Source organism: Sphingomonas sp., assembly GCF_964263785.1.
Classification (GTDB): Bacteria; Pseudomonadota; Alphaproteobacteria; order Sphingomonadales; family Sphingomonadaceae; genus Sphingomonas.
On the sequence record NZ_CAXVWL010000008.1, the window covers coordinates 1 to 24,879 of the forward strand.

At 67.7% G+C, this 24,879-nt stretch carries 24 protein-coding genes and 1 pseudogene; 14 read left to right on the top strand and 11 right to left on the bottom strand.

Annotated elements, in window-relative coordinates; translation table 11 throughout:
* Nucleotides 1-371: pseudogene (locus ACE5C1_RS00580) on the top strand (RNA degradosome polyphosphate kinase); the annotation flags it as partial.
* Between the two features lies 1 nt (nt 372).
* On the top strand, nt 373-1,863 hold the full coding sequence (locus ACE5C1_RS00585) for a Ppx/GppA family phosphatase (RefSeq protein WP_374942121.1): 1,491 nt from the start codon (nt 373-375) through the stop codon (nt 1,861-1,863).
* 4 nt (nt 1,864-1,867) lie between these two features.
* Here ACE5C1_RS00585 and rnd read toward each other — a convergent pair whose 3' ends face one another.
* Entirely contained in the window at nt 1,868-3,043 is a 1,176-nt protein-coding gene (gene rnd, locus ACE5C1_RS00590) for a ribonuclease D (protein ID WP_374942122.1), read from the bottom strand.
* Between the two features lie 86 nt (nt 3,044-3,129).
* Between rnd and aspS the strand changes: the two genes are divergently transcribed.
* Together aspS and ACE5C1_RS00600 are read left to right on the top strand one after the other, a co-directional pair.
* Nucleotides 3,130-4,953, top strand: coding sequence for an aspartate--tRNA ligase (gene aspS / locus ACE5C1_RS00595; RefSeq protein WP_374942123.1), 1,824 nt, complete (start codon nt 3,130-3,132; stop codon nt 4,951-4,953).
* 51 nt (nt 4,954-5,004) lie between these two features.
* Nucleotides 5,005-5,775, top strand: a complete 771-nt coding sequence (locus ACE5C1_RS00600) for a polyphosphate kinase 2 family protein (RefSeq protein ID WP_374942124.1) — start codon at nt 5,005-5,007, stop codon at nt 5,773-5,775.
* On the opposite strand, the gene ACE5C1_RS00605 is transcribed toward ACE5C1_RS00600, so the two are convergent.
* The gene (locus ACE5C1_RS00605; protein WP_374942125.1) at nt 5,772-6,401 is read right to left on the bottom strand and encodes a carbonic anhydrase; all 630 of its coding nucleotides are present in this window, start codon (nt 6,399-6,401) and stop codon (nt 5,772-5,774) included. The two genes, ACE5C1_RS00600 and ACE5C1_RS00605, sit on opposite strands and share 4 nt — an antisense overlap.
* A gap of 54 nt (nt 6,402-6,455) precedes the next feature.
* Here ACE5C1_RS00605 and lipA point away from each other — a divergent pair, with 54 nt between their 5' ends.
* Genes lipA through ACE5C1_RS00620 form a run of 3 tightly spaced genes read left to right on the top strand, consistent with a single transcriptional unit; the run spans nt 6,456 to nt 7,993 of the window.
* Nucleotides 6,456-7,376: a lipoyl synthase gene (lipA, locus tag ACE5C1_RS00610; protein WP_374942126.1), complete on the top strand. Its 921-nt coding sequence runs from the start codon at nt 6,456-6,458 to the stop codon at nt 7,374-7,376.
* Entirely contained in the window at nt 7,376-7,507 is a 132-nt protein-coding gene (locus ACE5C1_RS00615) for a hypothetical protein (RefSeq protein WP_374942127.1), read from the top strand. The genes lipA and ACE5C1_RS00615 overlap by 1 nt, the downstream gene beginning before the upstream one ends.
* Before the next feature lie 3 nt (nt 7,508-7,510).
* Nucleotides 7,511-7,993: a type II toxin-antitoxin system RatA family toxin gene (locus ACE5C1_RS00620; RefSeq protein WP_374942128.1), complete on the top strand. Its 483-nt coding sequence runs from the start codon at nt 7,511-7,513 to the stop codon at nt 7,991-7,993.
* Here ACE5C1_RS00620 and ACE5C1_RS00625 read toward each other — a convergent pair.
* The 3 genes from ACE5C1_RS00625 to ACE5C1_RS00635 are packed head-to-tail and all read right to left on the bottom strand — an operon-like array spanning nt 7,930 to nt 10,096.
* Nucleotides 7,930-8,454, bottom strand: a complete 525-nt coding sequence (locus ACE5C1_RS00625) for a CinA family protein (RefSeq protein WP_374942129.1) — start codon at nt 8,452-8,454, stop codon at nt 7,930-7,932. The two genes, ACE5C1_RS00620 and ACE5C1_RS00625, sit on opposite strands and share 64 nt — an antisense overlap.
* A complete protein-coding gene (locus ACE5C1_RS00630; RefSeq protein ID WP_374942130.1) occupies nt 8,454-8,969 on the bottom strand; it encodes a hypothetical protein in 516 nt (171 codons plus the stop codon). Before ACE5C1_RS00630 ends, ACE5C1_RS00625 begins: the two co-directional genes overlap by 1 nt.
* The gene (locus tag ACE5C1_RS00635) at nt 8,966-10,096 is read right to left on the bottom strand and encodes a bifunctional 2-C-methyl-D-erythritol 4-phosphate cytidylyltransferase/2-C-methyl-D-erythritol 2,4-cyclodiphosphate synthase (RefSeq protein ID WP_374942131.1); all 1,131 of its coding nucleotides are present in this window, start codon (nt 10,094-10,096) and stop codon (nt 8,966-8,968) included. Before ACE5C1_RS00635 ends, ACE5C1_RS00630 begins: the two co-directional genes overlap by 4 nt.
* Before the next feature lie 77 nt (nt 10,097-10,173).
* On the opposite strand from ACE5C1_RS00635, the gene dusB reads away from it, so the two are divergent.
* The 7 genes from dusB (at nt 10,174) to hflX (ending at nt 19,204) form a co-directional block, all read left to right on the top strand.
* Entirely contained in the window at nt 10,174-11,172 is a 999-nt protein-coding gene (dusB, locus tag ACE5C1_RS00640; protein WP_374942132.1) for a tRNA dihydrouridine synthase DusB, read from the top strand.
* On the top strand, nt 11,162-12,223 hold the full coding sequence (locus ACE5C1_RS00645; RefSeq protein WP_374942182.1) for a nitrogen regulation protein NR(II): 1,062 nt from the start codon (nt 11,162-11,164) through the stop codon (nt 12,221-12,223). The genes dusB and ACE5C1_RS00645 overlap by 11 nt, the downstream gene beginning before the upstream one ends.
* Nucleotides 12,220-13,650 (top strand): nitrogen regulation protein NR(I), encoded by a 1,431-nt coding sequence (ntrC, locus tag ACE5C1_RS00650; protein WP_374942133.1) that lies wholly within the window; start codon nt 12,220-12,222, stop codon nt 13,648-13,650. The genes ACE5C1_RS00645 and ntrC overlap by 4 nt, the downstream gene beginning before the upstream one ends.
* A 68-nt stretch (nt 13,651-13,718) precedes the next feature.
* Nucleotides 13,719-15,911, top strand: a complete 2,193-nt coding sequence (locus ACE5C1_RS00655; protein ID WP_374942134.1) for an ATP-binding protein — start codon at nt 13,719-13,721, stop codon at nt 15,909-15,911.
* 1 nt (nt 15,912) lies between these two features.
* Nucleotides 15,913-17,289, top strand: coding sequence for a sigma-54-dependent transcriptional regulator (locus tag ACE5C1_RS00660; RefSeq protein ID WP_374942135.1), 1,377 nt, complete (start codon nt 15,913-15,915; stop codon nt 17,287-17,289).
* Nucleotides 17,290-17,411: 122 nt separating this feature from the next.
* Entirely contained in the window at nt 17,412-17,903 is a 492-nt protein-coding gene (gene hfq, locus ACE5C1_RS00665; RefSeq protein ID WP_374942136.1) for an RNA chaperone Hfq, read from the top strand.
* A complete protein-coding gene (gene hflX, locus ACE5C1_RS00670; RefSeq protein ID WP_374942137.1) occupies nt 17,900-19,204 on the top strand; it encodes a GTPase HflX in 1,305 nt (434 codons plus the stop codon). The genes hfq and hflX overlap by 4 nt, the downstream gene beginning before the upstream one ends.
* Here hflX and mazG read toward each other — a convergent pair.
* From mazG to ACE5C1_RS00700, 6 genes are all read right to left on the bottom strand, one after another.
* Complete coding sequence (gene mazG, locus ACE5C1_RS00675) at nt 19,185-19,895, bottom strand: nucleoside triphosphate pyrophosphohydrolase (protein ID WP_374942183.1); 711 nt, start codon at nt 19,893-19,895, stop codon at nt 19,185-19,187. The two genes, hflX and mazG, sit on opposite strands and share 20 nt — an antisense overlap.
* Nucleotides 19,896-19,961: 66 nt before the next feature.
* Nucleotides 19,962-20,564 carry a TIGR02281 family clan AA aspartic protease gene (locus ACE5C1_RS00680; protein WP_374942138.1) on the bottom strand — a complete coding sequence of 201 codons (603 nt, stop codon included), beginning with the start codon at nt 20,562-20,564 and terminating at the stop codon, nt 19,962-19,964.
* Nucleotides 20,561-21,325 carry an MBL fold metallo-hydrolase gene (locus ACE5C1_RS00685; RefSeq protein WP_374942139.1) on the bottom strand — a complete coding sequence of 255 codons (765 nt, stop codon included), beginning with the start codon at nt 21,323-21,325 and terminating at the stop codon, nt 20,561-20,563. The genes ACE5C1_RS00680 and ACE5C1_RS00685 overlap by 4 nt, the downstream gene beginning before the upstream one ends.
* Nucleotides 21,322-22,098: a TatD family hydrolase gene (locus ACE5C1_RS00690; RefSeq protein WP_374942140.1), complete on the bottom strand. Its 777-nt coding sequence runs from the start codon at nt 22,096-22,098 to the stop codon at nt 21,322-21,324. The genes ACE5C1_RS00685 and ACE5C1_RS00690 overlap by 4 nt, the downstream gene beginning before the upstream one ends.
* On the bottom strand, nt 22,098-23,648 hold the full coding sequence (gene metG, locus ACE5C1_RS00695; RefSeq protein WP_374942141.1) for a methionine--tRNA ligase: 1,551 nt from the start codon (nt 23,646-23,648) through the stop codon (nt 22,098-22,100). The genes ACE5C1_RS00690 and metG overlap by 1 nt, the downstream gene beginning before the upstream one ends.
* 197 nt (nt 23,649-23,845) lie before the next feature.
* Nucleotides 23,846-24,826: a DNA polymerase III subunit delta' gene (locus ACE5C1_RS00700; RefSeq protein ID WP_374942142.1), complete on the bottom strand. Its 981-nt coding sequence runs from the start codon at nt 24,824-24,826 to the stop codon at nt 23,846-23,848.
* Nucleotides 24,827-24,879 lie beyond the last annotated feature (53 nt).

Below are 24,879 nucleotides of genomic sequence, written 5' to 3' on the forward strand. Positions count from 1 at the left end.
GCTTCCTCGAACACAGTCGTATCTTCTGCTTCGGCAACGGCAAGGCGCTGCCCAATGACGGGGCTGGCGTCTACATTTCGTCCGCCGACTGGATGCAGCGCAATTTCGATCGCCGCGTGGAATACATGCTGCCGATCGAGAACCCCACCGTTCACGACCAGATCCTGGACCAGGTCATGGTCGCGAACCTGCTCGACAACGAACAGAGCTGGGAATGCGAACCCGATGGCAGCTATGTACGCGAGACGCCCGGCGACCGGCCGTTCAACCTCCATCGCTATTTCATGATCAACCCGTCGCTCTCGGGTCGCGGTGCGGCGCTCGGGTCGAGCGATGCGGTGCCCACGCTATCGCTGCGTCGCCGCCGCTAGGATGGCGACCTCGCTCGACTGGCGACAAGCCGAACCGAAACGCGCGCGTACCGCGATCATCGACATCGGATCGAATTCGATCCGTCTGGTCGTATACGAAGGGCATCCGCGACTCCCTGCGATCCTGTTCAATGAAAAGGTCATGGCCGGATTGGGGCGTGGGCTCGCGGCGACCGGCGCGATCGATGCCGGCGCGCTCGCCATCGCGCAGGTCGCGCTGCGACGCTTCGCCGCGGTCGCGCGCGAGATGCAGGCCACGTCGGTTCGCACCGTCGCCACCGCCGCGGTCCGTGACGCCTCCAACGGCAACGTCCTGCTCGCCGCCGCCCGCGCATTGGGGCTCGATCCCGAGATCCTCACCGGCGAGCAGGAAGCCAAGGGCGCAGGCGAGGGCGTGCTCTCCGCCATCCCGCAGGCGGACGGCATCGTCGGCGACCTGGGTGGCGGCAGCCTCGAACTCGTCCGCATTCGCCGCGGCGCGATTCAGGACCGCGTGTCTTTCCCCTTGGGCGTCCTGCGCATCGCGGGCATGCGCGCCAAGCGCGGCCAGGTGCTCGAACGCCACGTCGCGCGGCTGGTCCGCGACGCGGGTTGGGCGGGGAAGGGGCGGGGGCTGCCCGTCTATCTCGTCGGCGGTTCCTGGCGCGCGCTGGCGCGGCTCGACATGAACCTGACCGGCTATCCGCTCCCCGTCATCCACCAATACCCGATGAGCGCGCCGACGATCGCCCGCCTGTCGCGCGCCATCGCCCACCTCGGCAAGCCCCGGATGCGCAGCGTCGAGGGGCTGTCGTCGGCCCGCGCCGCGACTCTGGGCGACGCCACCGCGCTCCTGGGCGTGCTGCTCCGCCAGCTCGGCAGCACGACGACGATCGTCTCCGCCTTCGGCCTGCGCGAGGGGCTGCTCTACGCCGGGCTCGACGCCGCCACCCGCACCCTCGACCCGCTGATCGTCGCCGCGCGCGAAGAAGGCCGCCTGCTCGGCCGCTTTCCCGAACACGGCGACCTGCTCGACCGCTGGATCGCGCCGCTGTTCGCCACCGAGACGCCGGCACAGGCGCGCATCCGCCACGCTGCCTGCCTGCTCGCCGACGTCGGCTGGCGCGCCAACCCTGAATTCCGCGCCGAGCGCGGGGTCGAGGTCGCGCTCCACGGCAATTGGGTCGCGATCGACGCGAGCGAACGCGCCTGCCTCGCGCAGGCGCTGTTCACCAGTCTCGGCGGCGGCACGGTTTCACCCGACCCGCTGGGACGTCTCGCGAGCGCCGCCGATCTGGCGATCGCGCGCATCTGGGGCCTGGCGATCCGCCTTGGCCAGCGGTTGAGCGGCGGCCTGGCAGGACCGCTCCAGCGCTCGGCGATCGAGCTCGGCACGGCGACGGTCCGGCTGAAACTCGAAGGCGAAGACCGCGCGCTCTATGGCGAAGCGGTCGAAAAGCGCCACGCTGTGCTGGCCGGCGGAATGGGCCGCAAGGCCTCGCTGAAGGCGTAAGCGGCTACGCCCCCACCTCGGCGCGCGTCATCTTGAGCTTTCCCCCGGTCACCGCGAAGGCCAGCCGTCCCTCGACCAGGTCCACCGCGTCGCGCCCGAACTGGTCGTAGCGCCAGCCCTCCAGCATCGGCAGCCCGGTCCGCACCCCCGCCGCCAGCGCCTCCAGCTCCTCCGATCGCGCGAGCAGCTTCGACGCCACGTCGATGTCGCGCGCGCGAATTTTGAGCAGCAGCTTGAGCAGATCGGCGACGAGCGCCCCCTCCTTGCCCAGCCCCGGCTTGCGATCGTCGCGCGGGGGCAGTTCGTCCTCGCCGAGCGGGTGCGCGGTTTCCAGCGCCGCCATCAGCCGCGCGCCGATATCGTTGGTGCCCCACGTCGCCGACAGCCCGCGCACCTTGGCCAGATCGGCCTGGCGCTTCGGCGGATGCCCGGCCATGTCGCCCAGCGTCTCGTCCTTGACGATCCGTCCGCGCGGCAAATCCTTGGCCTGCGCCTCCAGCTCGCGCCACTTGGCCAGCGCCTTCAGCCGCCCGAGCACCTCGGGCTTGCGCCCCGATATGCGCACCCGCTTCCACGCGAGTTCGGGGTCGTTGGCATAATTCGCGGGGTCGGCCAGCCGCTCCATCTCCTGATCGAGCCAGCCGCCGCGCCCGGTCTTCCTCAACCGCTCCAGCATCTTGGGAAAGATCACCGCCAGATGCGTCACGTCGCCGATCGCATATTCGATCTGCCGCGCGTCGAGCGGCCGCCGCGCCCAGTCGGTGAAGCGCGCGCCCTTGTCGACCTGGATGCCGAGCCAGCTGTCGACCAGGTTCGAGTAACCGATCTGCTCGCCCTGACCCAAGGCCATCGCCGCGATCTGCGTGTCGAACAGCGGATGCGGGGTCTTGCCGGTCAGATTGTAGACGATCTCGATGTCCTGACCGCCCGCGTGGAAGACCTTCAGCACGTCCTCGTTGTCGGTCAGCAGGTCGAGCAGCGGCTGCATGTCGAGCCCCGCCGCCATCGGGTCGATCGCCGCCGCCTCGTTCATGTCGGCGATCTGGATCAGGCAGAGCTCGGGGTAGAAGGTGCTCTCGCGCATGAATTCGGTGTCGACGCAGACGAAGGGCGCGTCGGCGAGACGGAAGCACAGGTTCGCGAGCGCGGCGCTGTCGGTGATAAGCGGATGGACGTGCATCCTCCCGCCATAGCGAGGGTCGCGCGCCTTGACAAAGGCGGGCGCGGCGGGGAAGCGCCCGCAACCTTTCGAGACCGGAACCGACCATGCACGCCTACCGCACCCACACCTGCGCCGCGCTCGATGCCGAGCAGGTGGGAACCACCGTCCGCCTGTCGGGCTGGGTCCACCGCAAGCGCGATCATGGCGGCATCCTGTTCGTCGACCTGCGCGACCATTACGGCCTCACCCAGATCGTCGCCGACAGCGACAGCCCCGCGCTCGCCATGCTGGAATCGCTGCGCGTCGAATCCGTCGTCACCATCGACGGCGAGGTCAAGCGCCGCTCGGAGGCGACCGTGAACCCCAATCTCGCCACCGGCGAGATCGAGGTGTTCGCGCGCGGCGTTACCGTCCAGAGCCACGCGCAGGAGCTGCCGATGCCGGTCGCGGGCGACGCCGAATATCCCGAGGACATCCGCCTGCGCTACCGCTTCCTCGACCTGCGCCGCGACCGCCTCCACCAGAACATCATGCTGCGATCGAAGGTCATTTCGTCGATCCGCCAGCGCATGATCGCCCAGGGCTTCACCGAATTCCAGACTCCGATCCTGACCGCGAGCAGCCCCGAAGGCGCGCGCGACTACCTTGTCCCCAGCCGCGTCCACCCCGGCAAGTTCTACGCGCTCCCGCAGGCGCCGCAGATGTTCAAGCAATTGCTGATGGTTGCGGGCTTCGACCGCTATTTCCAGATCGCGCCGTGCTTCCGCGACGAGGACGCGCGCGCCGACCGTAGCCCGGGGGAATTCTACCAGCTCGATTTCGAGATGAGCTACGTGACGCAGAACGACGTCTTCGCCGCGATCGAGCCCGTGCTGCACGGCGTCTTCGAGGAGTTCGCGGACTGGCAGGGCAAGGGCCGCACCGTCAGTGCGCTGCCGTTCAAGCGCATTCCCTATCGCGAATCGATGCTGAAATACGGCAACGACAAGCCCGACCTGCGCAACCCCATCCTCATATCGGACGTGAGCGACCAGTTCCAAGGCTCCGGTTTCGGGCGATTCGCCTCGATCGTGGAGGGCGGCGACGTCGTGCGTGCCATCCCCGCCCCGAACACCGCCGACAAGAGCCGCAAGTTCTTCGACGACATGAACGGCTGGGCGCAGACCGAAGGCTTTGCGGGGCTCGGCTACGCGACTCGCAAGGGTGGCGAATGGGGCGGCCCGATCGCCAAGAACCACGGCGAAGCCAAGATGACGCGACTCGCCGACGCGCTCGGCCTCGGCCCCGACGACGGCCTGTTCTTCGCCGCGGGGAAAGAAGCGCAGGCGGCCAAGCTGGCGGGTCTCGCACGCACCCGCGTCGCCGATCAGCTCGGGCTCATCGACCAGAGCAGGTTCGAATTCTGCTGGATCGTCGACTTCCCGATGTTCGAGTACGACGAGGAGGCCAAGAAGGTCGACTTCAGCCACAATCCCTTCTCGATGCCGCAGGGCGAGATGCAGGCGCTGGAGACCCGCGACCCGCTCGACATCCTCGCCTATCAATACGACATCGTCTGTAACGGCATCGAGCTCTCTTCCGGCGCGATCCGCAATCACCGGCCCGAGATCATGTACAAGGCGTTCGAGATCGCCGGCTATACGCAAGCGGACGTCGACACGAACTTCGCAGGCATGATCAACGCCTTCAAGTTCGGCGCTCCCCCGCACGGCGGCTCCGCCCCCGGCATCGACCGCATCGTCATGCTGCTCGCCGACGAGCCCAACATCCGCGAAGTCATCGTCTTTCCGATGACCCAGAAGGCCGAGGATCTGATGATGGGCGCGCCGAACTTCGCGACGGCCAAGCAGCTCAAGGAACTCAACCTGCGCTCGACGGCTGAGCAGGCAAAGGACGTGACGAAGTCTGTCGCGCCCAGCGCAGGCTAGAGATGCCTGGCGCGTAGACGACCCCCGAGGGGGCGTTCAGGAGGTGCATAGATGATCGACCTGTCCGACTATGAACGCGGCCGCAAATACCACGGCGACTACAAGGCCGATCTGGCGCACCTCCAGACCCGTCTCGAGCACATCCAGGTCGCGCACATCGTCCACGGCCGCGCCGCGGTCGTCATGTTTGAGGGTTGGGACGCGGCGGGGAAGGGGGGCATCATCCAGCGCCTCACCGCGCAGTGGGACCAGCGCAATTACGAGGTCTATCCGATCTCCGCGCCGACCGCCGAGGAGAAAGCCCACGACTTCCTCTGGCGCTTCCGCACCCATCTCCCCACGCCCGGCAACATCGCGATCTTCGACCGCAGCTGGTACGGTCGCGTCCTCGTCGAGCGGGTCGAAGGGTATGCGAGCGCGGAGGAGGTCGCGCGCGGCTACGGCGAGATCAACGCGTTCGAGGCCGAGCTCGAGGCCGCGGGCACGACGCTGGTCAAGCTCTTCGTCCACACCACGCAAGCCGAGCAGGACAAGCGCCTGCGCGCGCGCCTGGCCGAACCGTGGAAGCGGTGGAAGACCGGTCTCGACGATTTCCGCAACCGCGCGAAACGCCCTGAGTATCTCGAGGCGATGGACGCGATGTTCGCCCGCACCGACACCGGCGGCGCGCCCTGGCTGGCGATCGACGGCAACAACAAGAAGGCAGCGCGCATCGCCGCGCTGACCGCGATCGCCGACCGGCTCGAAGCGGCGGTGCCCATGGACCCGCCCCCGCTCGACCCGGAGGTGGCGCGCGTGGCGCACGAGGCGCTGGGGATTTAAGCCGCGCGGAACGCCCCGCCGGCGTCCATGATCCTGAGCATGCCGTCGGCAATCGCAAAATAGGCGCCGTGCAGCGTCAGCTTGCCCGCCGCTTCGCGCTCCGCGACGAAGGGGAAGGTCCTGAGGTTGGCAAGAGACACCCGCACCGTCTCCAGCTCCAGCGCGTGGATCGCCTCGCCGCCCGTGCCGTGCTCGGCGACGATGCGGTCGCGCGCTTCGTCGAGCAGGTCGATCCAGTGCGCGATGAACCCGCCTTCGCCGGGGGCCTGCCCCGAGAACGCCCGCGTCGCCGACGCCTTGACGCCGCCGCACGATTCGTGGCCCAGTACGACGATCTCGGGCACCTCCAGCTGGGTGACCGCGAACTCCAGCGCCGCCGACACACCGTGCCGCCCGCCGCCCGCCTCGTAAGGCGGCACCAGGTTGGCGACATTGCGCACTACGAAGGTCTCGCCTGGCGAGGTGTCGAAGATCTGCGCCGGATCGACGCGGCTGTCGGAACAGGCGATGATCATTACTTGCGGCGCCTGGCCCTGCGACAGCTCGGCCCAGCGCTCGCGCTGCTCGCGCCAACCGGTGCTGCGGAAGCGGTCGTAGCCGCGGACAAGATCGGCGAAGTCGGTCATGACGAGGCTCTCTAGCGCGTTGTACGCGTGCCTGTCAGTCGCTATCTCGCGCCAATGAACGAGATGACTCCGATCGTTGCTCGCCAGCGTAAGCCAGACTGGATTCGGGTGAAGGCGCCCACGTCGGCCGGGTTCGCCAGGACACGCGAGCTGATGCGCGCCAAGAGCCTGACAACGGTGTGCGAGGAGGCGGCCTGCCCCAACATCGGCGAATGCTGGTCGAAGAAGCACGCGACGGTGATGATCCTGGGCGACACCTGCACCCGCGCCTGCGCCTTCTGCAACGTCAAGACCGGCATGCCGCGCGCGGTCGACATGCGCGAGCCGCAGAACGTCGCCGATGCGGCGGCGCAGATGGGGCTGGCGCATATTGTCGTCACCTCGGTCGATCGCGACGACCTGCCCGACGGCGGCGCGTCGCAGTTCGTGCGCGTGATCGAGGCGATCCGCCGGTCGAACCCGGCGACGACCATTGAAATCCTCACCCCCGATTTCCGCAACAAGGCGCAAGCCGCCGTGGAGTCGATCGTCGAGGCGCGTCCCGATGTCTACAACCACAATCTGGAGACGGTTCCGCGGCTGTATCCGACGATACGCCCCGGCGCGCGCTACTATGCCTCGTTGCGGCTCTTGGAGAGCGTGAAGCGCCACGATCCGTCGATCTTCACCAAGTCCGGCGTCATGCTCGGGCTCGGCGAGGAGCGACTGGAGGTCCACCAGGTCATGGACGACATGCGCTGCGCCGACATCGACTTTCTAACGATGGGCCAATATCTCCAGCCGACCCCGCGCCACGCCAAGGTCGCCGAATTTGTCACCCCCAAGGCGTTCGACGCTTACGCTTCCATCGCGCGCGCTAAAGGCTTCGGGCTGGTCGCCTCGTCGCCGCTCACCCGGTCAAGTTATCACGCAGGCGAGGACTTCGCTAAGCTGCGTGCGGCACGCGAGACCAAATTGGCGCAGGGAGTCCGTTGATGGCCATGATGATGTCGAGCCGGTACGATAATCGCTTCGTGAAGGTGAAGAGCGAGCTGAACCTGGTTAAATGGGTAGCAGGCTTCAACCTCGCGTTGACCGCGGCGGTTCTGGCCAAACTGCTGATCTGACGCGTGCCCAAGCATCACGAAGTCCGCCACCTGCGCTACTCCGCCGAGCAGATGTTCGATCTGGTCGCCGACGTGAAGCGCTACGCCGAGTTCTTGCCATGGGTCTCGGCGATGCGCGTCCGCGCCGATTCGGCGACCGAGACTACCGCCGACATGATCGTCGGGTTCAAGGGGCTGCGCGAGAGCTTCACCAGCAAGGTCCGCAAGGAGCGCCCGACCTCGATCGAGGTCGACTACGTCGACGGCCCGCTCAAATACCTGCGTAACAGCTGGCGGTTCACGCCCGAAGGGGAAGGGTGCGCGGTCGACTTCACCGTCGATTTCGCGTTCAAGAACCGGGTGTTCGAGATGCTGGCGGGCCAGGTCTTCGGCGTCGCGCTGCGCAAGATGATCGGCGCGTTCGAGACGCGTGCGGACCAGCTTTACGGCGCAGGCGAAACCTCCGGGCGTGGCATCAGCAGTTCCAGCGCACACAGCGCCGCCTGAAGCCGGATACCGCCGCGGCCCAGATCGCCGAACGCCTTGCGGTCGGCATGGATGTCCGCCGGGTCCGCGTCGCGCTCGGCGCGGGCGAACACCACGGTGCCGACCGGCTTCTTCTCGCTGCCACCCCCAGGTCCCGCAATGCCTGTAATTGCGACCGCGACATCGGCGCCGCTCTTGCGCAACGCTGCTTGCGCCATGCTCCACGCCACCGCGATCGACACCGCGCCGAACGTCTCCAGCACGTCGGAGCTGACCCCGAGCATCGAGAGCTTGGCCTCGTTGGCGTAGGTAACGAAGCCCGCATCGAACACGTCCGACGCGCCCTGAACCTCGGTCAACGCCGCCGACACGAGTCCGCCGGTGCAGCTCTCGGCGACCGCGACGCGGCGCCCGGCGGCGCGGTTCGCCTCGATCACGCGCAGTGCGGCCTCGACGAGCACCTGCGGCAACAGCGTGTCCATCAGCGGCCTTCCGCGCAGAGCGGCAGGTCGGGGACGTCGACATTGCGCCCGTTCGCCTTCTCGGATTTCAGATATTGCAGGGTCGCGACGACGATCCCCGCCGTGTTGCGCGGCGGCAAGGGCTCCAGCAGCGTGATCAGCCGGTCGATCGTCGGGCAGTCGCCGACCGCGATCCGCCCGACCAGCTGCGGAACGAGCAGCGAGGTGATGAGCGGGCGCGCATATTCGGATTGCACCAGCATCTCGATCGCTGGATCGCTGAGCTTGACGATGGCAGTGCGCGCGATCGGCCAGGCGCGGTTCGCTTCGGCATCGTATTTGGCGAGGAAGGGTCCGTTCGCGCGACGGACGAGGCTGGCGGCGGGCAGGGCGGTCGCGCACACGCGCCCGGTCTGACGGATGATCTCGGGCATCGCGACAGAAGCAAAGGCCTGCGCCTCGGCACTGGTGACGCAGCGGGTCTGCGCACCGGCGGGTGTGGCGACCAGCGCCAGCAGCGCGGCCAGCCGCCTCATCGCGGCACCCGCACGGTCGCCACCGCCTGCGCCGCAATGCCTTCGCCGCGGCCGGTGAAGCCGAGCCGCTCGGTCGTCGTCGCCTTGATACTCACGCGGTCCTCGCTCAATGCCAGCAGCGCGGCAATCCGGGTTGTCATTGCCGCGCGGTGCGGACCGATCTTGGGGGCTTCGCAGACGATCGTCAGGTCGACGAAGTCGATTCGGCCGCCCTTGGTTGCGATCAGCTCCGCGGCATGGGTCAGGAAACGCGCCGAATCGGCACCCTTCCACTGCGGATCGCTCGGCGGGAAGTGGGTGCCGATGTCGCCCGCCGCGATCGTTCCCAGCAGTGCATCGGTCAGCGCATGGAGCGCGACATCGGCATCGCTATGCCCCGACAGCCCCTTGTCGTGCGGGATCAGCACCCCGCCGAGCCACAATTCCTCACCCGCCTCCAGCCGGTGGACGTCGAAGCCCATCGCGGTGCGCGTCTCCAGCGCGAGTCGCGCCTCTGCCGCCGCAAAGTCCTCGGGGTAGGTGATCTTTTCGAGCATCGAGTCGCCCTGCACCAACGCGACCCGCCCGCCAAGCCTGCGCACCATCTGCGCGTCGTCGGTCGCGGGCTCGGCGGTGTCCCACGCCGCATGGGCGACCATCAGCGTATCGAGGCGAAAGCCCTGCGGTGTCTGGATGCGGACAAGCGCCGATCGATCGACGGCGTCACCGAGCGTTTCACCGCCCACGGCCAGCGTATCGGCGACCGGCAGGACGGGAGTCGCACCGTCATGGCTCTCCAGCGCGCGCACCACGCGATCGATGACTGTGGCGGAAAGGAACGGCCGGGCGGCGTCGTGGACCAGCACGTGGGTTGCGCCGAGCGCCTTCGCCGCGTTCAGCCCCAAGCCGACTGACAGCTGCCGCGTCGGGCCGCCGGTGACGATATCGGCGTCCGGCAAGACCTCCGCCGCGGTGATCGGATCGGCGACGACCACGGTCGCGGCGATCGCAGGATGGTTCGCCAGAGCTTCATAGGCATAGGCGATCATCGGTCGCCCGGCGATCGGCACAAACTGCTTCGGGCGGGCGCCGCCGACGCGCGACCCGGTTCCGGCGGCGACGAGAATGGCGATGATGCGGCGGCTCATCGGCGCGCCTCTAGCGGCTTCGCTCGCGGGTTGCCAGCGACGGTGGCGTCGCGTACTGCCCGTTTTTCAGGCACATCATGAAGACGCTTTCCCCTATCCAGATCGGTCCCGTCCGGATCGACAGCCCCGTCGTGCTGGCGCCGATGACTGGCGTCACAGACATGCCGTTCCGCACGCTCGTGCGCCGCTACGGCTCCGGTCTCAACGTGACCGAAATGATCGCGAGCCAGGCGGCGATCCGCGAGACTCGCCAGTCGCTCCAGAAGGCGGCGTGGCACCTGTCGGAGGAGCCGGTGTCGATGCAGCTCGTCGGTTGCACCCCGTATGAAATGTCCGAAGCCGCCAAGCTCGCCGAGGATCGCGGCGCGGCGATCATCGACATCAACATGGGCTGCCCGGTGCGTAAGGTCACCAACGGCGATGCAGGCTCCGCGCTGATGCGCGACCTCAAGCTGGCGGCCGAACTGATCCGCGCGATCGTCGCGGCGGTGTCCGCGCCGGTGACGCTGAAAATGCGGATGGGCTGGTGCCATGACAGCCTCAACGCCCCCGAGCTCGCGCGGATCGCCGAGGATCTGGGCATCAAGCTCGTCACCGTCCACGGCCGCACCCGCAACCAGATGTACAAGGGCGAGGCCGACTGGCGCTTCATCCGCTCGGTCAAGGAGGCGGTGTCGATCCCGGTCATCGCCAATGGCGACATCTGTTCGATCCAGGACGCCCAGGCGGCGCTCGACCAGTCGGGCGCGGACGGCGTGATGATCGGCCGCGGCGCCTACGGTCGCCCGTGGCTGCTCGGCCAGGTCATGGAATGGTTCCGCACCGGACGCCGCGTCCCCGACCCATCACTCGACGAGCAATATCGCGTCATTACCGAACATTACGATGCGATGTTGAGTCACTATGGCACCATCACCGGGGTCAACATGGCGCGCAAACATATCGGCTGGTACACCAGGGGGCTGACCGGTTCGGCGGAGTTCCGCAACGCAGTCAACCAGGAACCCGATCCAGTTCGCGTCAGCGCGATGTTAGAGAAGTTCTACGCGCCCTGGTGCCACTACGCTGCCGCCTGATCGCCCTCGCAACGGCCGCCCGGGCTTTGCGGACCTGCTGGCCGCGCTGCCGGTCGCGGTCGTCGTCGTCGACCCCGAAGACCGGATCGCGCACGCCAACGCGCTGGCCGAGCAACTGCTCAACCTGTCCGAACGCCTGATGATCGGCCAGCCGCTCGCCGCAATCCTGCCGCCGCCCGAGGGCGCAGGGATGCGCGACGGGCAGGGCTTCGCGATCTACGACACCGAGATCGCGACCGCGAAGGGGCTGCGCATCCGCGTCGATTTCGTCGAGGCCGAGGTGCCCGATCACCCCGGCTGGCGGACGATTACGCTGCATGGGTCCGCGAGCTCGCGCCGCCTCGGCAATTCGGTGGACCGTACCGCCGGCGGCCGCGCGGCGATCGGCGCGGCGGCGATGCTGGGGCACGAGATCAAGAATCCGCTGTCAGGCATCCGCGGCGCGGCGCAGCTGCTGGGTGCGGGCGAGCTGACGAGGCTGATCGTCACCGAGGTCGACCGCATCGCTGCGCTGATCGACCGCATGCAGGATTTCGGCGACACCCGGCCGCTGCCATGCGCGGCAGAGAACATCTATCCGCTGCTCGACCACGCCCGCAACGTCGCGCTCGCCGGGTTCGCACGCGGCATCGTCATCGAGGAACGGTTCGATCCCTCGCTTCCGCCCGCCAGCATCAACCGCGACGCCTTGCTCCAGATCGTCATCAACCTGCTCAAGAACGCGCGCGAGGCGGTGCGCGCGGTGCGAACCCCTGTCATCGTGCTGACCACCGCCTATCGTCACGGCCTAGCGGTCAGCGTCGCGCCCGGCCGTCCGCGCCGCCCGCTGCCGATCGAGATCTGCGTCCTCGACAACGGTCCCGGCGCACCTGCCGATATCGCCGAGCATCTCTTCGATCCGTTCGTATCCGGCAGGCCGGAGGGGCAGGGGCTCGGCCTCGCGCTCGTCGACAAACTGGTCCGCGACATGGACGGCATCGTCCAATATGCCCGCGAGGGAACGCCCAAAATGACTGTTTTTCGTTTGCTCCTGCCCCGGGCCGGGTCGTGAGCGCCATCCTGGTTGTCGACGACGATGCCGCGATCCGCACCGTTGTCGCGCAGTCGCTGCGCCGCGCCGGGCACCGGGTGGCAACCGCGGACAGCCTGGCCCAACTCGACCGCGCGCTGGAAGGCGGGGCACCCGATGTCCTCGTCACCGATGTCGTCCTGCCCGATGGCGACGGGCTCGCGCATCTGGCCAGCATCGCCGCGCGCTTTCCCGAACTTCCGGTCATCGTGCTCTCGGCGCAGAACACGCTGACCACCGCCATTCGCGCCACCGAAGCAGGCGCCTATGATTACCTGCCCAAGCCCTTCGACCTCGACGTCCTCGGCAGCGCGATCGAGGGCGCACTTGCACGGGGCGGGGTGCAGGCGGGGGAGTCGCCGGTCGCCGAAGACCGCGCGCTGCCACTGATCGGTCGCTCGCCAGCGATGCAGGACATCTACCGCATCGTCGCACGGGTCGTCTCGAACGATCTGACCGTCCTGATCGCGGGTGAGTCGGGCACCGGCAAGGAACTCGTCGCGCGCGCGATCCACGATCTCGGGCCCCGCCGCGCCGCGCCGTTCGTCGCGATCAACATGGCCGCGATCCCGCGCGAGTTGATCGAGGCCGAGCTTTTCGGCCACGAACGCGGCGCCTTCACCGGCGCCGCCGCGCGCACTGCGGGGCGGTTCGAGCAGGCTGGCCGCGGCACGCTGTTCCTCGACGAGATCGGCGACATGCCGATTGAAGCGCAGACCCGGCTGCTGCGCGTGCTTCAATCGGGCGAGTTCACCACGGTCGGCGGCGCGCGCACGATCCGCGCCGATGTCCGCATCGTCGCCGCGACCAACCGCGATCTGGGCGCCCAGGTCACCGCCGGGCTGTTCCGCGAAGACCTCTTCTACCGCCTCAACGTCGTCCCGATGACGCTGCCGCCGCTACGCGAACGTGGGCCCGACGTGGCGCTGCTCGCGCACCACTTCCTCGATCGCGCGGTCGAGCAGGGTCTCCCACGGCGGCGCCTCACCGCCGATGCGCTGGTCGCGCTGGAGCGGCACGTCTGGCCGGGCAACGTCCGCGAACTCGAAAACGTCATGCGCCGCCTGGCGGTACTGGCGCGCGACGAGGTGATCGATGCCGACGCGATCCGGGTGATGATCGGCCCAGCCACGTCGTCGGCCGCCGCCACGGCGGACGCCGACATGGGCGCGACGGTGCGGACCTTGCTCGAACGGATCGCGCGCGAGCGGCCGGTGGCGCTCGACGACGGCACGCTCTACGAATTCGTCATCGGCGAAGTCGAACGGCCGCTGATCGAGTCCATGCTCGCCCGTCATGGTCACAACCAGCTTCGCGCCGCGCGCGCGCTGGGGATCAATCGCAATACGCTGCGCAAGCGGCTCGATACGCTCGGCATCGAGGCTCGGCCGGAGGAGCCCGCACGCTGACGCGGGCGATTATGTGGTTTCCATGCAACACCGGACCATGTATCCCGGCGCGAATGCTCGCATCAGCGATGACCGATATCGATCAAACGGAGCCAGACTCGCGGTTCGCGTTGACCCCGGCGCTGGAGCTGCTGGTGTTCGGCGTGGCCATTGCCGTGGCCGTCGCCAGCTATCTGGCGATTGCCGGTACGGATACCCATCACCCCCTGCTGGCGCCCTCCTTCGTCGCCGTCCTGCTCGTCGCCAATCTGGTCCCGGGCATTGCGCTCATCATGCTGCTGGGTCGCCGGATCGCGATGCGGCGCGCGGCGCGCTCGCCCGTCGGTGGGCGAGGGCGACTCCATGTCCGGCTAGTCGTGCTGTTCTCGGTAATGGCGGCGGTGCCGATCACGCTGGTCGCGATCGTCGCGTCGCTACTCATGCAATATGGCGTGGAGTTCGGATCGTCGCAGCGTGCGCGAGCGATCCTCGACAGCGCGACTGGCCTCGTGCGAGCCAGTGTCCAGCGCGAGATCGATCGTACGGCCAGCCAGACCATCGTCATGGCCGCCGACGTGGCGCGCTATCTTCGCGAAATGCCGATCGACGGCAAGCGGTTCAGCGAGCTCCTGCTTCTTCAGACCTACAATCGCGAACTGTCCGATGCGATGATCCTGCGCCGCGACGAGCGCGATCCGCTGGTCGTGCTGAACCCTTACGGCCGTCCGATGGACAATATCGTCACGCCGGCGATGATGGCGCGGATCGACGCGGGCGCGAAGGTGCTGACGCTGCGCAGCCGCGACCGCGCCGCGTCGCTCGTGCCGCTGGCTTACGGCGCACACGCCTATCTCTACACCTCGCGGGTGTTCGACGAGCAGGTCGCCGACCAGCTGCAGCGCGGCGCCGCGGTGTCGGCGGATTACCGCGCGCTGCAGTCGCGATCGCGGTCGCTCCAATTGCGCTTCAACGCGGCGCTGCTGGTGTTGTCGCTGCTGATCGTCGGTGTCGCGGTGTGGATCGCGCTGGCCGTCGCCGATCGCCTGGTCCGCCCGGTCGGCGAGCTGGTCGAGGCCGCGCGGCGCGTGGCGGCGGGCGACCTGACCGTGCGCGTTCCCGACCCGCGCGCGCGCGACGAGGTCGGCACGCTGGCGCGTGCGTTCAACCAGATGACCGGGCGCCTTCAGGAGCAGAACGGCGCGCTCGATGCACGTCGTGCGCTGATCGAGGGTGTGATGGCGGGGGTATCGGCGGGCGTGATCGCGACCGGCCTGGATCGGACGATCCGCATTGCCAATACGTCGGCGACCGCATTGCTGGGCACGGGTGACGACAGCCTTGTCGGGCGACGCCTGGCCGATGTCGCACCCGAGCTGGACGAATTGCTCGATACCGCGGGCCGTGAAGCCATCGCGGAGGTAAGCGGCGCCGGGGGGGAGGCGCGAACATTGGCTGTCCGGATCGTGCGTACCGGGGACGGTCCGATTTTGACGTTCGACGACATTACCCAGCAACTGCTGGATCAACGTCGCGCCGCCTGGTCCGACGTGGCACGCCGGATCGCCCACGAGATCAAGAACCCGCTCACCCCGATCCAGCTCGCCGCCGAACGGCTCCAGCGCCGCTATGGCGGCAAGATCGCCGCCGACGACGGCACCTTCGTACGGTTGACCGATACGATCGTGCGGCAGGTCGGCGACCTGCGCCGGATGGTAGACGAATTCTCGTCCTTCGCGCGCATGCCCAAGCCCGTGTTCCGCGAGGATTCGCTCGTCGATGCGGCGCGTCAGGCCTTGTTCCTGCACGAGGTGGCGCATCCGGCGATCGCCTTCACGCTGGTCGCCGACGATGCACCGCCGTCGCTCGTCATGGACCGCCGTCAGATCGGGCAGGCGCTGACGAATATCGTCAAGAACGCAGTCGAGGCGGTCGAGGCCAAGGGCGAGGGCGGCGGCGTGACGATGACGCTGGGCGGGGAGGGCGCCCGTTTCGCGACGATCGAGGTCGCAGATACCGGCGTCGGTCTGCCCGCCGAGCGCGACCGGATCATCGAACCCTATATGACCACGCGCGCACGTGGAACGGGGCTCGGCCTGGCGATCGTCAAGAAGATCGTCGAAGAGCATTTCGGCACGGTCGCGTTCGCCGACCGGCCGGGTGGCGGCACGATCGTGACGATGACGTTCGACACGCTGCAACTCGCCGCCTGCGACGAGGGGGAGACCTTGCCCGAATCCGCGGGGCGGGGCCGGCTCGCCGCACTCACGCGCAATCGGAACTGACATGGCCCTGGATATCCTCGTCGTAGATGACGAACTCGACATTCGCGACATCGTCTCCGGCGTCCTGGAGGACGAAGGCTATGACACGCGCTCGGCTGCCGACAGCGATGCCGCGCTGGAGGCGATCGCGGCACGGCGTCCGTCGCTGGTGCTGCTCGACGTGTGGCTGCAGGGATCGAAGCTCGACGGGCTCGACCTGCTCGACGAAATCAAGCGCCGCGACTCGTCGATACCGGTCCTCGTCATTTCCGGGCATGGCAATCTCGACACAGCGGTCGCGGCGATCCGCCGGGGCGCCGCTGACTTTATCGAGAAGCCTTTCGAGGCCGAACGTCTGTTGCTGATGGTCGCACGCGCGACGGAGACGGAGAGCCTGCGCCGCGAAGTCGCCAGCCTGCGCGCGGCGGTCGGGCGCGAGACGGATCTCACTGGCAGCTCGGCGGCGATCAACAATGTCCGTGCGACGTTGAAGCGCGTCGCGGCGACCGGCAGCCGGGTACTGCTCGTGGGACCCGCGGGCGTGGGCAAGGAGGTCGCCGCGCGCCTGCTCCACGGCTGGAGCAACCGCGCCGACGCGCCGTTCGTCATCGTCAGCGCGGCGCGGATGACCCCCGAGCGCGTCGAGGAGGAACTGTTCGGGGTCGAGGAGGCGGGCGATCTGGTCCGTCCCGGGCTGCTCGAACAGGCGCACGGCGGAACGCTGTTCCTCGACGAGATCGCCGACATGCCAATGGCGACGCAGGCGCGCATCCTGCGGGTGCTGACGGTCCAGTGCTTCACCCGCATCGGAGGCACGCGGGTCGTCCGTGTCGACGTGCGTGTCGTGTCGGCAACGGCGCGTGAGCTCACCCGGGAAATCGCCGACGGTCGCTTTCGCGAGGACCTGTACTATCGCCTCAACGTCGTGCCCGTCATCCTGCCGCCGCTGGCCGAACGCCGCGAGGACATACCCGCGCTCGTCCAGCATTTCGTCGCGCATTATGCGGTCGAGCGCCGCGTGCCGACGCCGGAGGTTGCCGCCGATGCGATGGTGGCGCTGCAATCCTACGATTGGCCGGGCAACGTCCGCCAGTTGCGCAACGTCGTCGAACGTACGATCATCCTGGCGCCGGGTGACCGGATGGGCAGCATCGACCTGGATCTCCTGCCGGCCGAAGTGATCGGTGATCCGGGGGAGATGGGCGGCGGCGGCACGACCGCGATCATGGGCGCGCCGTTGCGCGAGGCACGCGAGACGTTCGAGCGCGAGTATCTGCGCGTTCAAATCCGGCGATTTTCGGGCAACATCTCGCGCACCGCAAGTTTCATCGGGATGGAGCGCTCTGCCTTGCATCGCAAGCTGAAGCTGCTGGGGATCACCGAAACGCGCGAGGATTGACGGGGGGACCTTTACGCACGCGTGCAGCGTCCATAGATTGGGCTTGCCTCTCAAGGGCGATCGAACGCCGGCTAACGGCGCCATAGCGGAACAGGATTCCGCCAATAAGAAAGGGCTAGATCATGGCCGATAAGCAAGGTTCCCTTCAGGACCTCTTCCTCAATGCGCTGCGCCGGTCGAAGACGCCGGTCACGATGTTCCTGGTCAAGGGCGTCAAGCTCCAGGGGATCGTCACCTGGTTCGACAATTTCTCGGTGCTGCTGCGCCGTGACGGGCAGTCGCAGCTGATCTACAAGCACGCGATCTCGACGATCATGCCCGCCGGTCCGATCGACGTCGCGGCATTGGTGCAGGAGGTGGGAGAGGCACAGCGCAAGCAGCCGCTGCTACAGGAGATATTCCTGAACGCCGTCCGCAAATCGGGGACGAGCGTTACGATGTTCCTGGTCAACGGGGTCATGCTGCAAGGGCAGATCGCCGGATTCGACCTGTTCTGCATGGTCCTCCAGCGAGAGGGCATGGCGCAGCTGGTCTACAAGCATGCGGTATCCACGATCCAGCCCGCTCAGGCGCTGAACCTTGCCGAGGAACAATCCGGATCGGCGGAAGATTGAGCGCCGGAACCGATCGGGGATTCGAACGCGATCGCGACGAATTCGCGCGTGGCGCGCGGGCCATCGTCGTTCTGCCCGACCGCGGCGACGCGTCGCGCGATGCGGACGCCCGGCTGGCGGAGACCGCTGGTCTTGCCGCAGCAATCGGGGTCGTGGTGGTCGATCGTGTCGTACTGAAGGTCCGCGAGCCGCGAGCGGCCATGCTGATCGGCAGTGGTCAGGCCGAGCAGATCGCGACGCTGGTGCGGATGGAGGAGGCGGGGCTCGTCGTCTTCGACGCTGCGCTGTCGCCGATCCAGCAACGCAATTTGGAAACCGCGCTCGGCGCCAAGGTGATCGACCGGACCGGGCTAATCCTCGAGATCTTCGGCGAGCGGGCCGCGAGCGCCGAAGGACGATTGCAGGTCGAACTCGCGCATCTGGATTATCAGGCGGGGCGGCTGGTGCGCAGCTGGACCCACCTTGAGCGGCAGCGCGGCGGCTTCGGTTTTCTCGGCGGGCCGGGCGAAACCCAGATCGAGGCGGACCGCCGCCTGATCCGCGACCGCATGGCACGGCTGCGGCGCGAACTCGATCAGGTGATCCGCACCCGCAGCCTGCACCGGGACCGCCGCCAGCGCGCGCCATGGCCGATCATCGCATTGGTCGGGTATACCAATGCCGGCAAGTCGACGCTGTTCAATCGCCTGACCGGTGCCGACGTCATGACGGAAGACCTGCTGTTCGCGACCCTCGACCCGACGCTGAGGCAGATTTCACTCGCCGGCATCGAAAAGGCGATCCTGTCCGACACGGTTGGCTTCGTTTCCGACCTCCCGACCCAGCTCGTAGCCGCATTCAAGGCAACACTGGAGGAAGTCGTCTCCGCCGACCTCCTGATCCACATCCGCGATGTTGCACATCCCGACAGCGAAGCGCAGCGGGCCGATGTGGAGACGGTGCTGGCGGAGATCGGCGTCGCCGATATCACGCCTCGGTTCGAGGTGTGGAACAAGCTGGACCTGCTCGATGCGGACCGGCACGCCGAATTGATCGTCGAGGCGGCACGACGGACCGATGTCGTCGCAATCTCGGCTCTGGACGGGGAAGGGGTGAATATCTTGATCGACACCGTCGCCGCCAAGCTGACTGCGCAACACCGACGCTATCGTTTCGTACTGGATGCCGGCGACGGTGCGGGCGCGGCGTGGCTCCATGCGCATGGCGAGGTGCTTGGTACCGCGGTCGAGGGTGACGAAGCGCTGTACGATGTCAGGCTGTCGGCCGCCGACCACGACCGGTTTAACCGCCGCGACGCTTGACAGCCTGCCACACGGCTTCCTTTTCGCTAAGGTCCATTGCAGCGAAGGCTTCGCCGCCGCTCGCCTCCATGGCCGTGAAGCGGCGCTCGAACTTGGCGTTGGCGGTGCGCAAGGCCGCCTCGGCATCGACGCCGAGATGCCGGGCCCAGTTGACCGTCGCGAACAGCAGGTCGCCGATCTCCTCGGCGATCGCATCGCCCTCGGCGGCCTCGACCTCGGCGCATTCCTCGTCGATCTTGGCGCGCGGGCCGGAGGCGTCGGGCCAGTCGAAGCCGACGCGCGCGGCGCGCTTCTGGAGCTTATCGGCGCGTAGCAGCGCCGGGAGCCCGGATGCCACACCTGCAAGAGCGCCGGATTGCGCCTTGCGGCCACGCTCGTCCGCCTTGATCGATTCCCATCCGGGGGAGTCGGCCGCGCCGGCGAAGATGTGTGGGTGACGCCGTTCCATCTTGTCGGCGATCGCGGTTGCGACGTCGTCGAACGCGAAGACACCGGCTTCTTCGGCGATGCGGCTGTGGAACACGACCTGAAGCAGCAGGTCGCCGAGTTCGTCCTTGAGATCGCCGGCATCGTTGCGGGCGATCGCATCGGCGACCTCATAGGCTTCCTCGATCGTGTACGGCGCGATGGTGGCCCAGGTCTGGGCGCGATCCCATTCGCAGCCGGTGGCGGGGTCGCGTAACTTCTCCATCGTCGCGCGCAGACGCTCAACGGGGGTCACGAAGATAACAGTCCGATAATGTACATTATGTAAAACTCAGTTCGTGTTTGCGGAAGGGGGCTCAGGCGTCAGGATCAAGGTGCGGCCCTCCACCCGCCACGACGCGAGGCGCGAAAGGATGTTCATGCCGATCACGTCGGTGCCGCCGAAAGCAGGCGACACGACGACGCCGACGTTGCGCGCGGTCACGCCGCCGACCACGAGCCGATCGGCTGTGGCCGTGCGCGCAGTAACCCGACCGTTTGCGGTGTTGAGCACGACCGGAAATGGGCTGGCCTCAACATCCAACCCGGCGGCCTGCGCGGTCGCTTGCGAGATCGCGGTCGTGGTCGCGCCGCTGTCGATCAGCATGCGCCGCGAAACGCCGTCGATCGTGGCATCTGCCCAGAAATGGCCATCGTCCGCCATGGCGATGCGGGTCTCGCTTCCGTCGATCGATCGGCCCGCCAGCAGCGCACCCATGCGGCGAAAACCATCGCCTTCGCCGACGATCAGGAGCCCGACGGCGAAGATGCCGATCCACGCCGCAAGCGACAGCAAGGTTCGCGCGAGCGGCGGCCGTCGCGCGACCAGCGCTGCGACTGGGAGAATGACGAGCAGCGCGTAAACTGCGATATCCGCCATCCGGTCGCCGGTCACGGTGCGATCTCCAGGCCGTCGTAGCCGGGCTCGACACCCTTGGGCAGCGTCGCGCACAGCGCCGCATAGTCCATCGTCTGGTCCATGTGGATCAGGACGGTGCGCCGGGGCGCGAGCTCTTCCACCCACGCCAGCACCGTGTCGAGGTCGGGATGCGAGGGATGCGGGCGGCGGCGGAGTGCGTCGACGATCCACAGGTCGAGACCGGTGTACAACGTTCTCATCTCCGCCGTCATGGCGTGGAAGTCCGTGGCATAGCCAACGCTCCTGCCATCGACCGAAAACCGCAGCCCCGCCGAGACGATGCCACCGTGAGGCTGCTCGACGACGTCGATTGCCATGTCGCCACACGTCCAGTGTTCGGGCAGCGGCTCGGCGGTGACGACCGAAGGATAGCCCGAGCGGCCCGCAAAGATGTAGGTAAAGCGGCTCTGCAACGCGGCTAGGGTCCTCGGCTGCGCCAGCCCGCGGACCGGCTGGCCGATCGCATGGAATATCTGCCGCAGATCGTCGATGCCGTGGCAGTGATCGGCGTGGTCGTGGGTCCAGACGACCGCGTCGACGGTGGCGACGTCGGCGTCGAGCAGCTGCTGGCGCATGTCGGGGCTGGTGTCGACCAGCACGCGGTGGCCGTCGTGTTCGACCAGGATTGAGGCGCGGGTACGCCGGTTGCGGGGCTCGGCGGGATCGCACGTCCCCCAATCGTTGCCGATCCGTGGCACCCCCGAGGACGTGCCCGAGCCGAGGATGCGGACTTTCATGCGACAGTCTTGGCGAACAATGTGTGAAAGTTCGCGGCCGTCCGGCTTGCCAGTTCGGTCGGGTCCTCGCCGCGCAGCCTGGCGAGGAACGCAACGGTGTCGGCGACGAAGGCGGGTTCGCCCGGTTTGCCGCGGTTGGGAATGGGCGCGAGGAACGGGGCGTCGGTTTCGACCAGCAGCCGGTCGATCGGCAGGCGTGCAGCGATCGCCTGAAGATCGCGGGCGTTCTTGAAGGTCACGATGCCCGACATCGAGATATACAGGCCCAAGTCCAGTGCCTTGTCGGCGAAGTCGGACGACGCCGTGAAGCAGTGGATGACACCAGGATAGGCCCCCTTCCCCATCTCGTCCGCCAGAATGGCGTACGTGTCGTACTCGGCATCGCGGGTGTGCACGACGATCGGCAGCCCGGTTTGGCGCGCGGCGGCGATGTGGGCGCGGAAGCTCGTCTGCTGGCGGGCGCGATCGCTATGGTCGTAGTGATAGTCGAGGCCGCTTTCGCCGAGCCCGACGACGCGGGGGTGCTCGGCGCGCTCGATCAGGCGGGCGGTGTCGATGTGGGTGTGCTGGTCGGCCTCGTGCGGGTGGATACCGACGGTTGCCCAGACGTCCGGCTCGCGCTGGGCGGTGGCGAGGACGGCGTCCCATTCGCGCTCTCGGGTGGCGATGTTGAGCATGGCGGTGACGCCGCGGGCGCGGGCGCGGGCGATGACTTCGCCCTGAATTTCGGCGACGCCGTCGTAGTTGAGGTGGCAGTGGCTGTCGGCGAGCATCAGCCGGCGTCCGCCGGGAGTTCGAGCCGCGGGAAGGCGCCGGTCGGCGGAGCGATGCGAAAGCCGCTCGCGGCCATACGGTCGTACCAGCCTTCGTCGTCGACTGCGGCGTGATCGCGTTCTTCGGCGCCGACCTGATCCAGCACCTTGGCGGCGGCGGTGGGCACGACGGGCAGAATCGCGATGGCGAGCATGCGGATGGCGCGGACCAGCGTGCGCAGGACGGCGTGCATGCGCTCGGGATCGGTCTTGCGGAGTGCCCAGGGCGCCTGCGCGTCGATATATTGGTTGCAGGCGAAGACGCCGCGCATCCACGTTTCGATGCCTTGGCTGAGCGCAAGATCACCGAATGCGGTGCGCAAGCCGGCACAAGCGACGACAACCTCCTCGATCAGCATACCGTCTGCCTCGGCGACTGTACCCGTCGCGGGAAGAACGCCATCCAGGTTCTTGGCAATGAACGACAATGTCCGCTGGGCGAGGTTGCCGAAGCTGTTGGCAAGCTCGGCGTTGACACGCGTGACTATTGCCTCAGCCGAGTAGCTGCCGTCCTGCCCGAAGCTGACATCGCGGAGCAGGAAATAGCGGAGCGCGTCGACGCCGAAGGCGGCGACCAGCGCCTGCGGATTGACGACGTTGCCGATCGACTTGGACATCTTCTCGCCGCGGTGGAGCAGGAAGCCGTGACCGAACACCGATTTGGGCAGCGCTATCCCCGCCGACATCAGGAAGGCGGGCCAGTAGACCGCGTGGAAGCGGACGATGTCCTTGCCGATCAGGTGCACGTCGGCAGGCCAGTAGCGGCGCTCGGGCGAGTCCGGGTCGGGGTAGCCGGTACCGGTAAGATAGTTGGTCAACGCGTCGACCCAGACGTACATGACGTGGCCGTCGGCGCCGGGCACCGGCACGCCCCAGTCGAAGCTGGTGCGCGAGACCGACAGGTCGGTCAGCCCGCCTTCGACGAAGCGAACGACCTCGTTGCGGCGGCTTTCGGGGCGGATGAAGTCGGATTGCGCGGCATAATGGTCGAGCAGCGGCTGCTGGTATTTCGACAAGCGGAAGAACCAGCTCTCCTCGACCGTCCACTCGACCGGCGTGCCCTGCGGAGAGAGCTTGACGCCTGCTTCCTCGGTTACCTCGTCGTCGGCGTAGAAGGCTTCGTCACGCACCGAATACCAGCCTTCGTAGCGGCTGGGATAGAGGTCGCCCGATGCCGCCATCGCCGCCCACAATGCCTGGCTGGCGGCGTAATGCGCAGGCTCGGTGGTGCGAACGAACCGATCGTACGAGATGTCCAGAGCGTCGCACATATCACGAAAATAGCCCGACATTTCGTCGGCCAGGTCGGCTACGGGGCGGTCCTGCGCGCGTGCGGCCTGAACCATTTTCAGGCCGTGCTCGTCGGTGCCGGTTTGGAAGCGGACGTCGCGCCCGGCCTGCCGCTGAAACCGCGCGATCGCGTCGGCGGCAATGGCCTCATAGGCGTGGCCGATGTGGGGGCGGCCGTTCGGGTAGCTGATCGCGGTCGTGATGTAAAAGGGTTCGGCCATGCCGGCGTCCGTAGAGCATCGCCGGGACGAGGTGAAGACGGGTTGAGCCGCGGAAGGTGAGGCTAAGGTGAGGCCAACGCGCATCCGAGCAGGCTTTCCTTCCGGTCCGTCCGGACGAGCGGCCAGAGGCAAGGCGGTCCACTGTGAGAAAGAACCGGGACGGCGTGATCCGGCTTTTCCAACATCGCAAGAGCCCCTCAGGTGCGCAGGCGGGCGACGATGTCCGCCATCCCGAACACCGTCGCCTGCGGATCGAGCGACAGCCCGATTGCGGCACCGGCGAGGTCGCGCGCCGCGGCATGGGCGTCGAGCGCGGTGGCGAGGGCCGTTCCGCTGCGGGTGCGTGCCGCCTGCGCGATGTAGGCGGGAACGCGGTCGAGGAAGGCTTCGTAGCGCGGCTGCGCGGTCTTGCCCGCGAGCGCCTTGGCCAGTCTCACCCGGCGCGCGTTCTTCGGATCGCCGTCGTCGGCAATGCCTGCAATGGCCGCATCGAGCCCCGCGACGTCGAGCCCGGCGTAGCGCAGCGCACGACCGGGCGACCCCTGCCCGGCTGCGAGCAGCGCCGCCAGCTCCTGGTCGTCCGCTTCGGGGCGCGCATCGCGGATCGCCGCGGCCATGTCGCGGTCGTCGAGCGCCTCGAAGCGCAGCAGGCGGCAGCGCGAGCGAATGGTCGGCAGCAATCGGCCGGGCGCGTGACTGACGAGCAGGAAGATCGTGCCCGCGGGGGGCTCCTCAAGGTTCTTGAGCAGCGCGTTCGACGCGCCGGGGCGTTCGAGATCGTCGATCGAGTCGATAATGACGACGCGCCGCGGCCCCATCGAAGGAGTCGTTGCCAGCATCGGCTGCAGTGCGCGGACCTGGGCAATGGGGATACTGCGCGCGAGATCCTGGTCGGGCTTCTCGGCGTCCTTGGGCAGACGGCGGAGGGTCCGCAGGTCCGGGTGCGATCCGGCGGCCACGAGCGCGTGGACGGGATGTGTTTCCGGCACGGCAAGCCCGCTGCCGAGCGGAACACCCGCGGACGCTTGCGCCAACATGCGTGTCGCCGCAGCCTGGGCGAAGCGCATCTTGCCGACACCCTCGGGGCCCGCGATCAGCCACGCGTGGTGGAGCGCGCCCCCGCCGAGCGCCGCGAGGAAGGCGGCCTGGGCGGCAGCGTTGCCGCGAACCTGCGTCATGACGTCATCCAGCGGATCGCCCTTGCCCGAGTCCGTTCGTGCTGCGTGGATGC

Excerpts from the sequence above, each read along its gene's own strand:
- ACE5C1_RS00585 (WP_374942121.1), top strand. The coding sequence starts at position 373 with ATGGCGACCTCGCTCGACTGGCGACAAGCCGAACCGAAACGCGCGCGT.
- rnd (WP_374942122.1), bottom strand. The coding sequence starts at position 3,043 with ATGCACGTCCATCCGCTTATCACCGACAGCGCCGCGCTCGCGAACCTG.
- aspS (WP_374942123.1), top strand. The coding sequence starts at position 3,130 with ATGCACGCCTACCGCACCCACACCTGCGCCGCGCTCGATGCCGAGCAG.
- ACE5C1_RS00600 (WP_374942124.1), top strand. The coding sequence starts at position 5,005 with ATGATCGACCTGTCCGACTATGAACGCGGCCGCAAATACCACGGCGAC.
- ACE5C1_RS00605 (WP_374942125.1), bottom strand. The coding sequence starts at position 6,401 with ATGACCGACTTCGCCGATCTTGTCCGCGGCTACGACCGCTTCCGCAGC.
- lipA (WP_374942126.1), top strand. The coding sequence starts at position 6,456 with ATGAACGAGATGACTCCGATCGTTGCTCGCCAGCGTAAGCCAGACTGG.
- ACE5C1_RS00615 (WP_374942127.1), top strand. The coding sequence starts at position 7,376 with ATGGCCATGATGATGTCGAGCCGGTACGATAATCGCTTCGTGAAGGTG.
- ACE5C1_RS00625 (WP_374942129.1), bottom strand. The coding sequence starts at position 8,454 with ATGGACACGCTGTTGCCGCAGGTGCTCGTCGAGGCCGCACTGCGCGTG.
- ACE5C1_RS00630 (WP_374942130.1), bottom strand. The coding sequence starts at position 8,969 with ATGAGGCGGCTGGCCGCGCTGCTGGCGCTGGTCGCCACACCCGCCGGT.
- ACE5C1_RS00635 (WP_374942131.1), bottom strand. The coding sequence starts at position 10,096 with ATGAGCCGCCGCATCATCGCCATTCTCGTCGCCGCCGGAACCGGGTCG.
- dusB (WP_374942132.1), top strand. The coding sequence starts at position 10,174 with ATGAAGACGCTTTCCCCTATCCAGATCGGTCCCGTCCGGATCGACAGC.
- ACE5C1_RS00655 (WP_374942134.1), top strand. The coding sequence starts at position 13,719 with ATGACCGATATCGATCAAACGGAGCCAGACTCGCGGTTCGCGTTGACC.
- ACE5C1_RS00660 (WP_374942135.1), top strand. The coding sequence starts at position 15,913 with ATGGCCCTGGATATCCTCGTCGTAGATGACGAACTCGACATTCGCGAC.
- hfq (WP_374942136.1), top strand. The coding sequence starts at position 17,412 with ATGGCCGATAAGCAAGGTTCCCTTCAGGACCTCTTCCTCAATGCGCTG.
- mazG (WP_374942183.1), bottom strand. The coding sequence starts at position 19,895 with ATGGAGAAGTTACGCGACCCCGCCACCGGCTGCGAATGGGATCGCGCC.
- ACE5C1_RS00685 (WP_374942139.1), bottom strand. The coding sequence starts at position 21,325 with ATGAAAGTCCGCATCCTCGGCTCGGGCACGTCCTCGGGGGTGCCACGG.
- ACE5C1_RS00690 (WP_374942140.1), bottom strand. The coding sequence starts at position 22,098 with ATGCTCGCCGACAGCCACTGCCACCTCAACTACGACGGCGTCGCCGAA.
- metG (WP_374942141.1), bottom strand. The coding sequence starts at position 23,648 with ATGGCCGAACCCTTTTACATCACGACCGCGATCAGCTACCCGAACGGC.
- ACE5C1_RS00700 (WP_374942142.1), bottom strand. The coding sequence starts at position 24,826 with ATGACGCAGGTTCGCGGCAACGCTGCCGCCCAGGCCGCCTTCCTCGCG.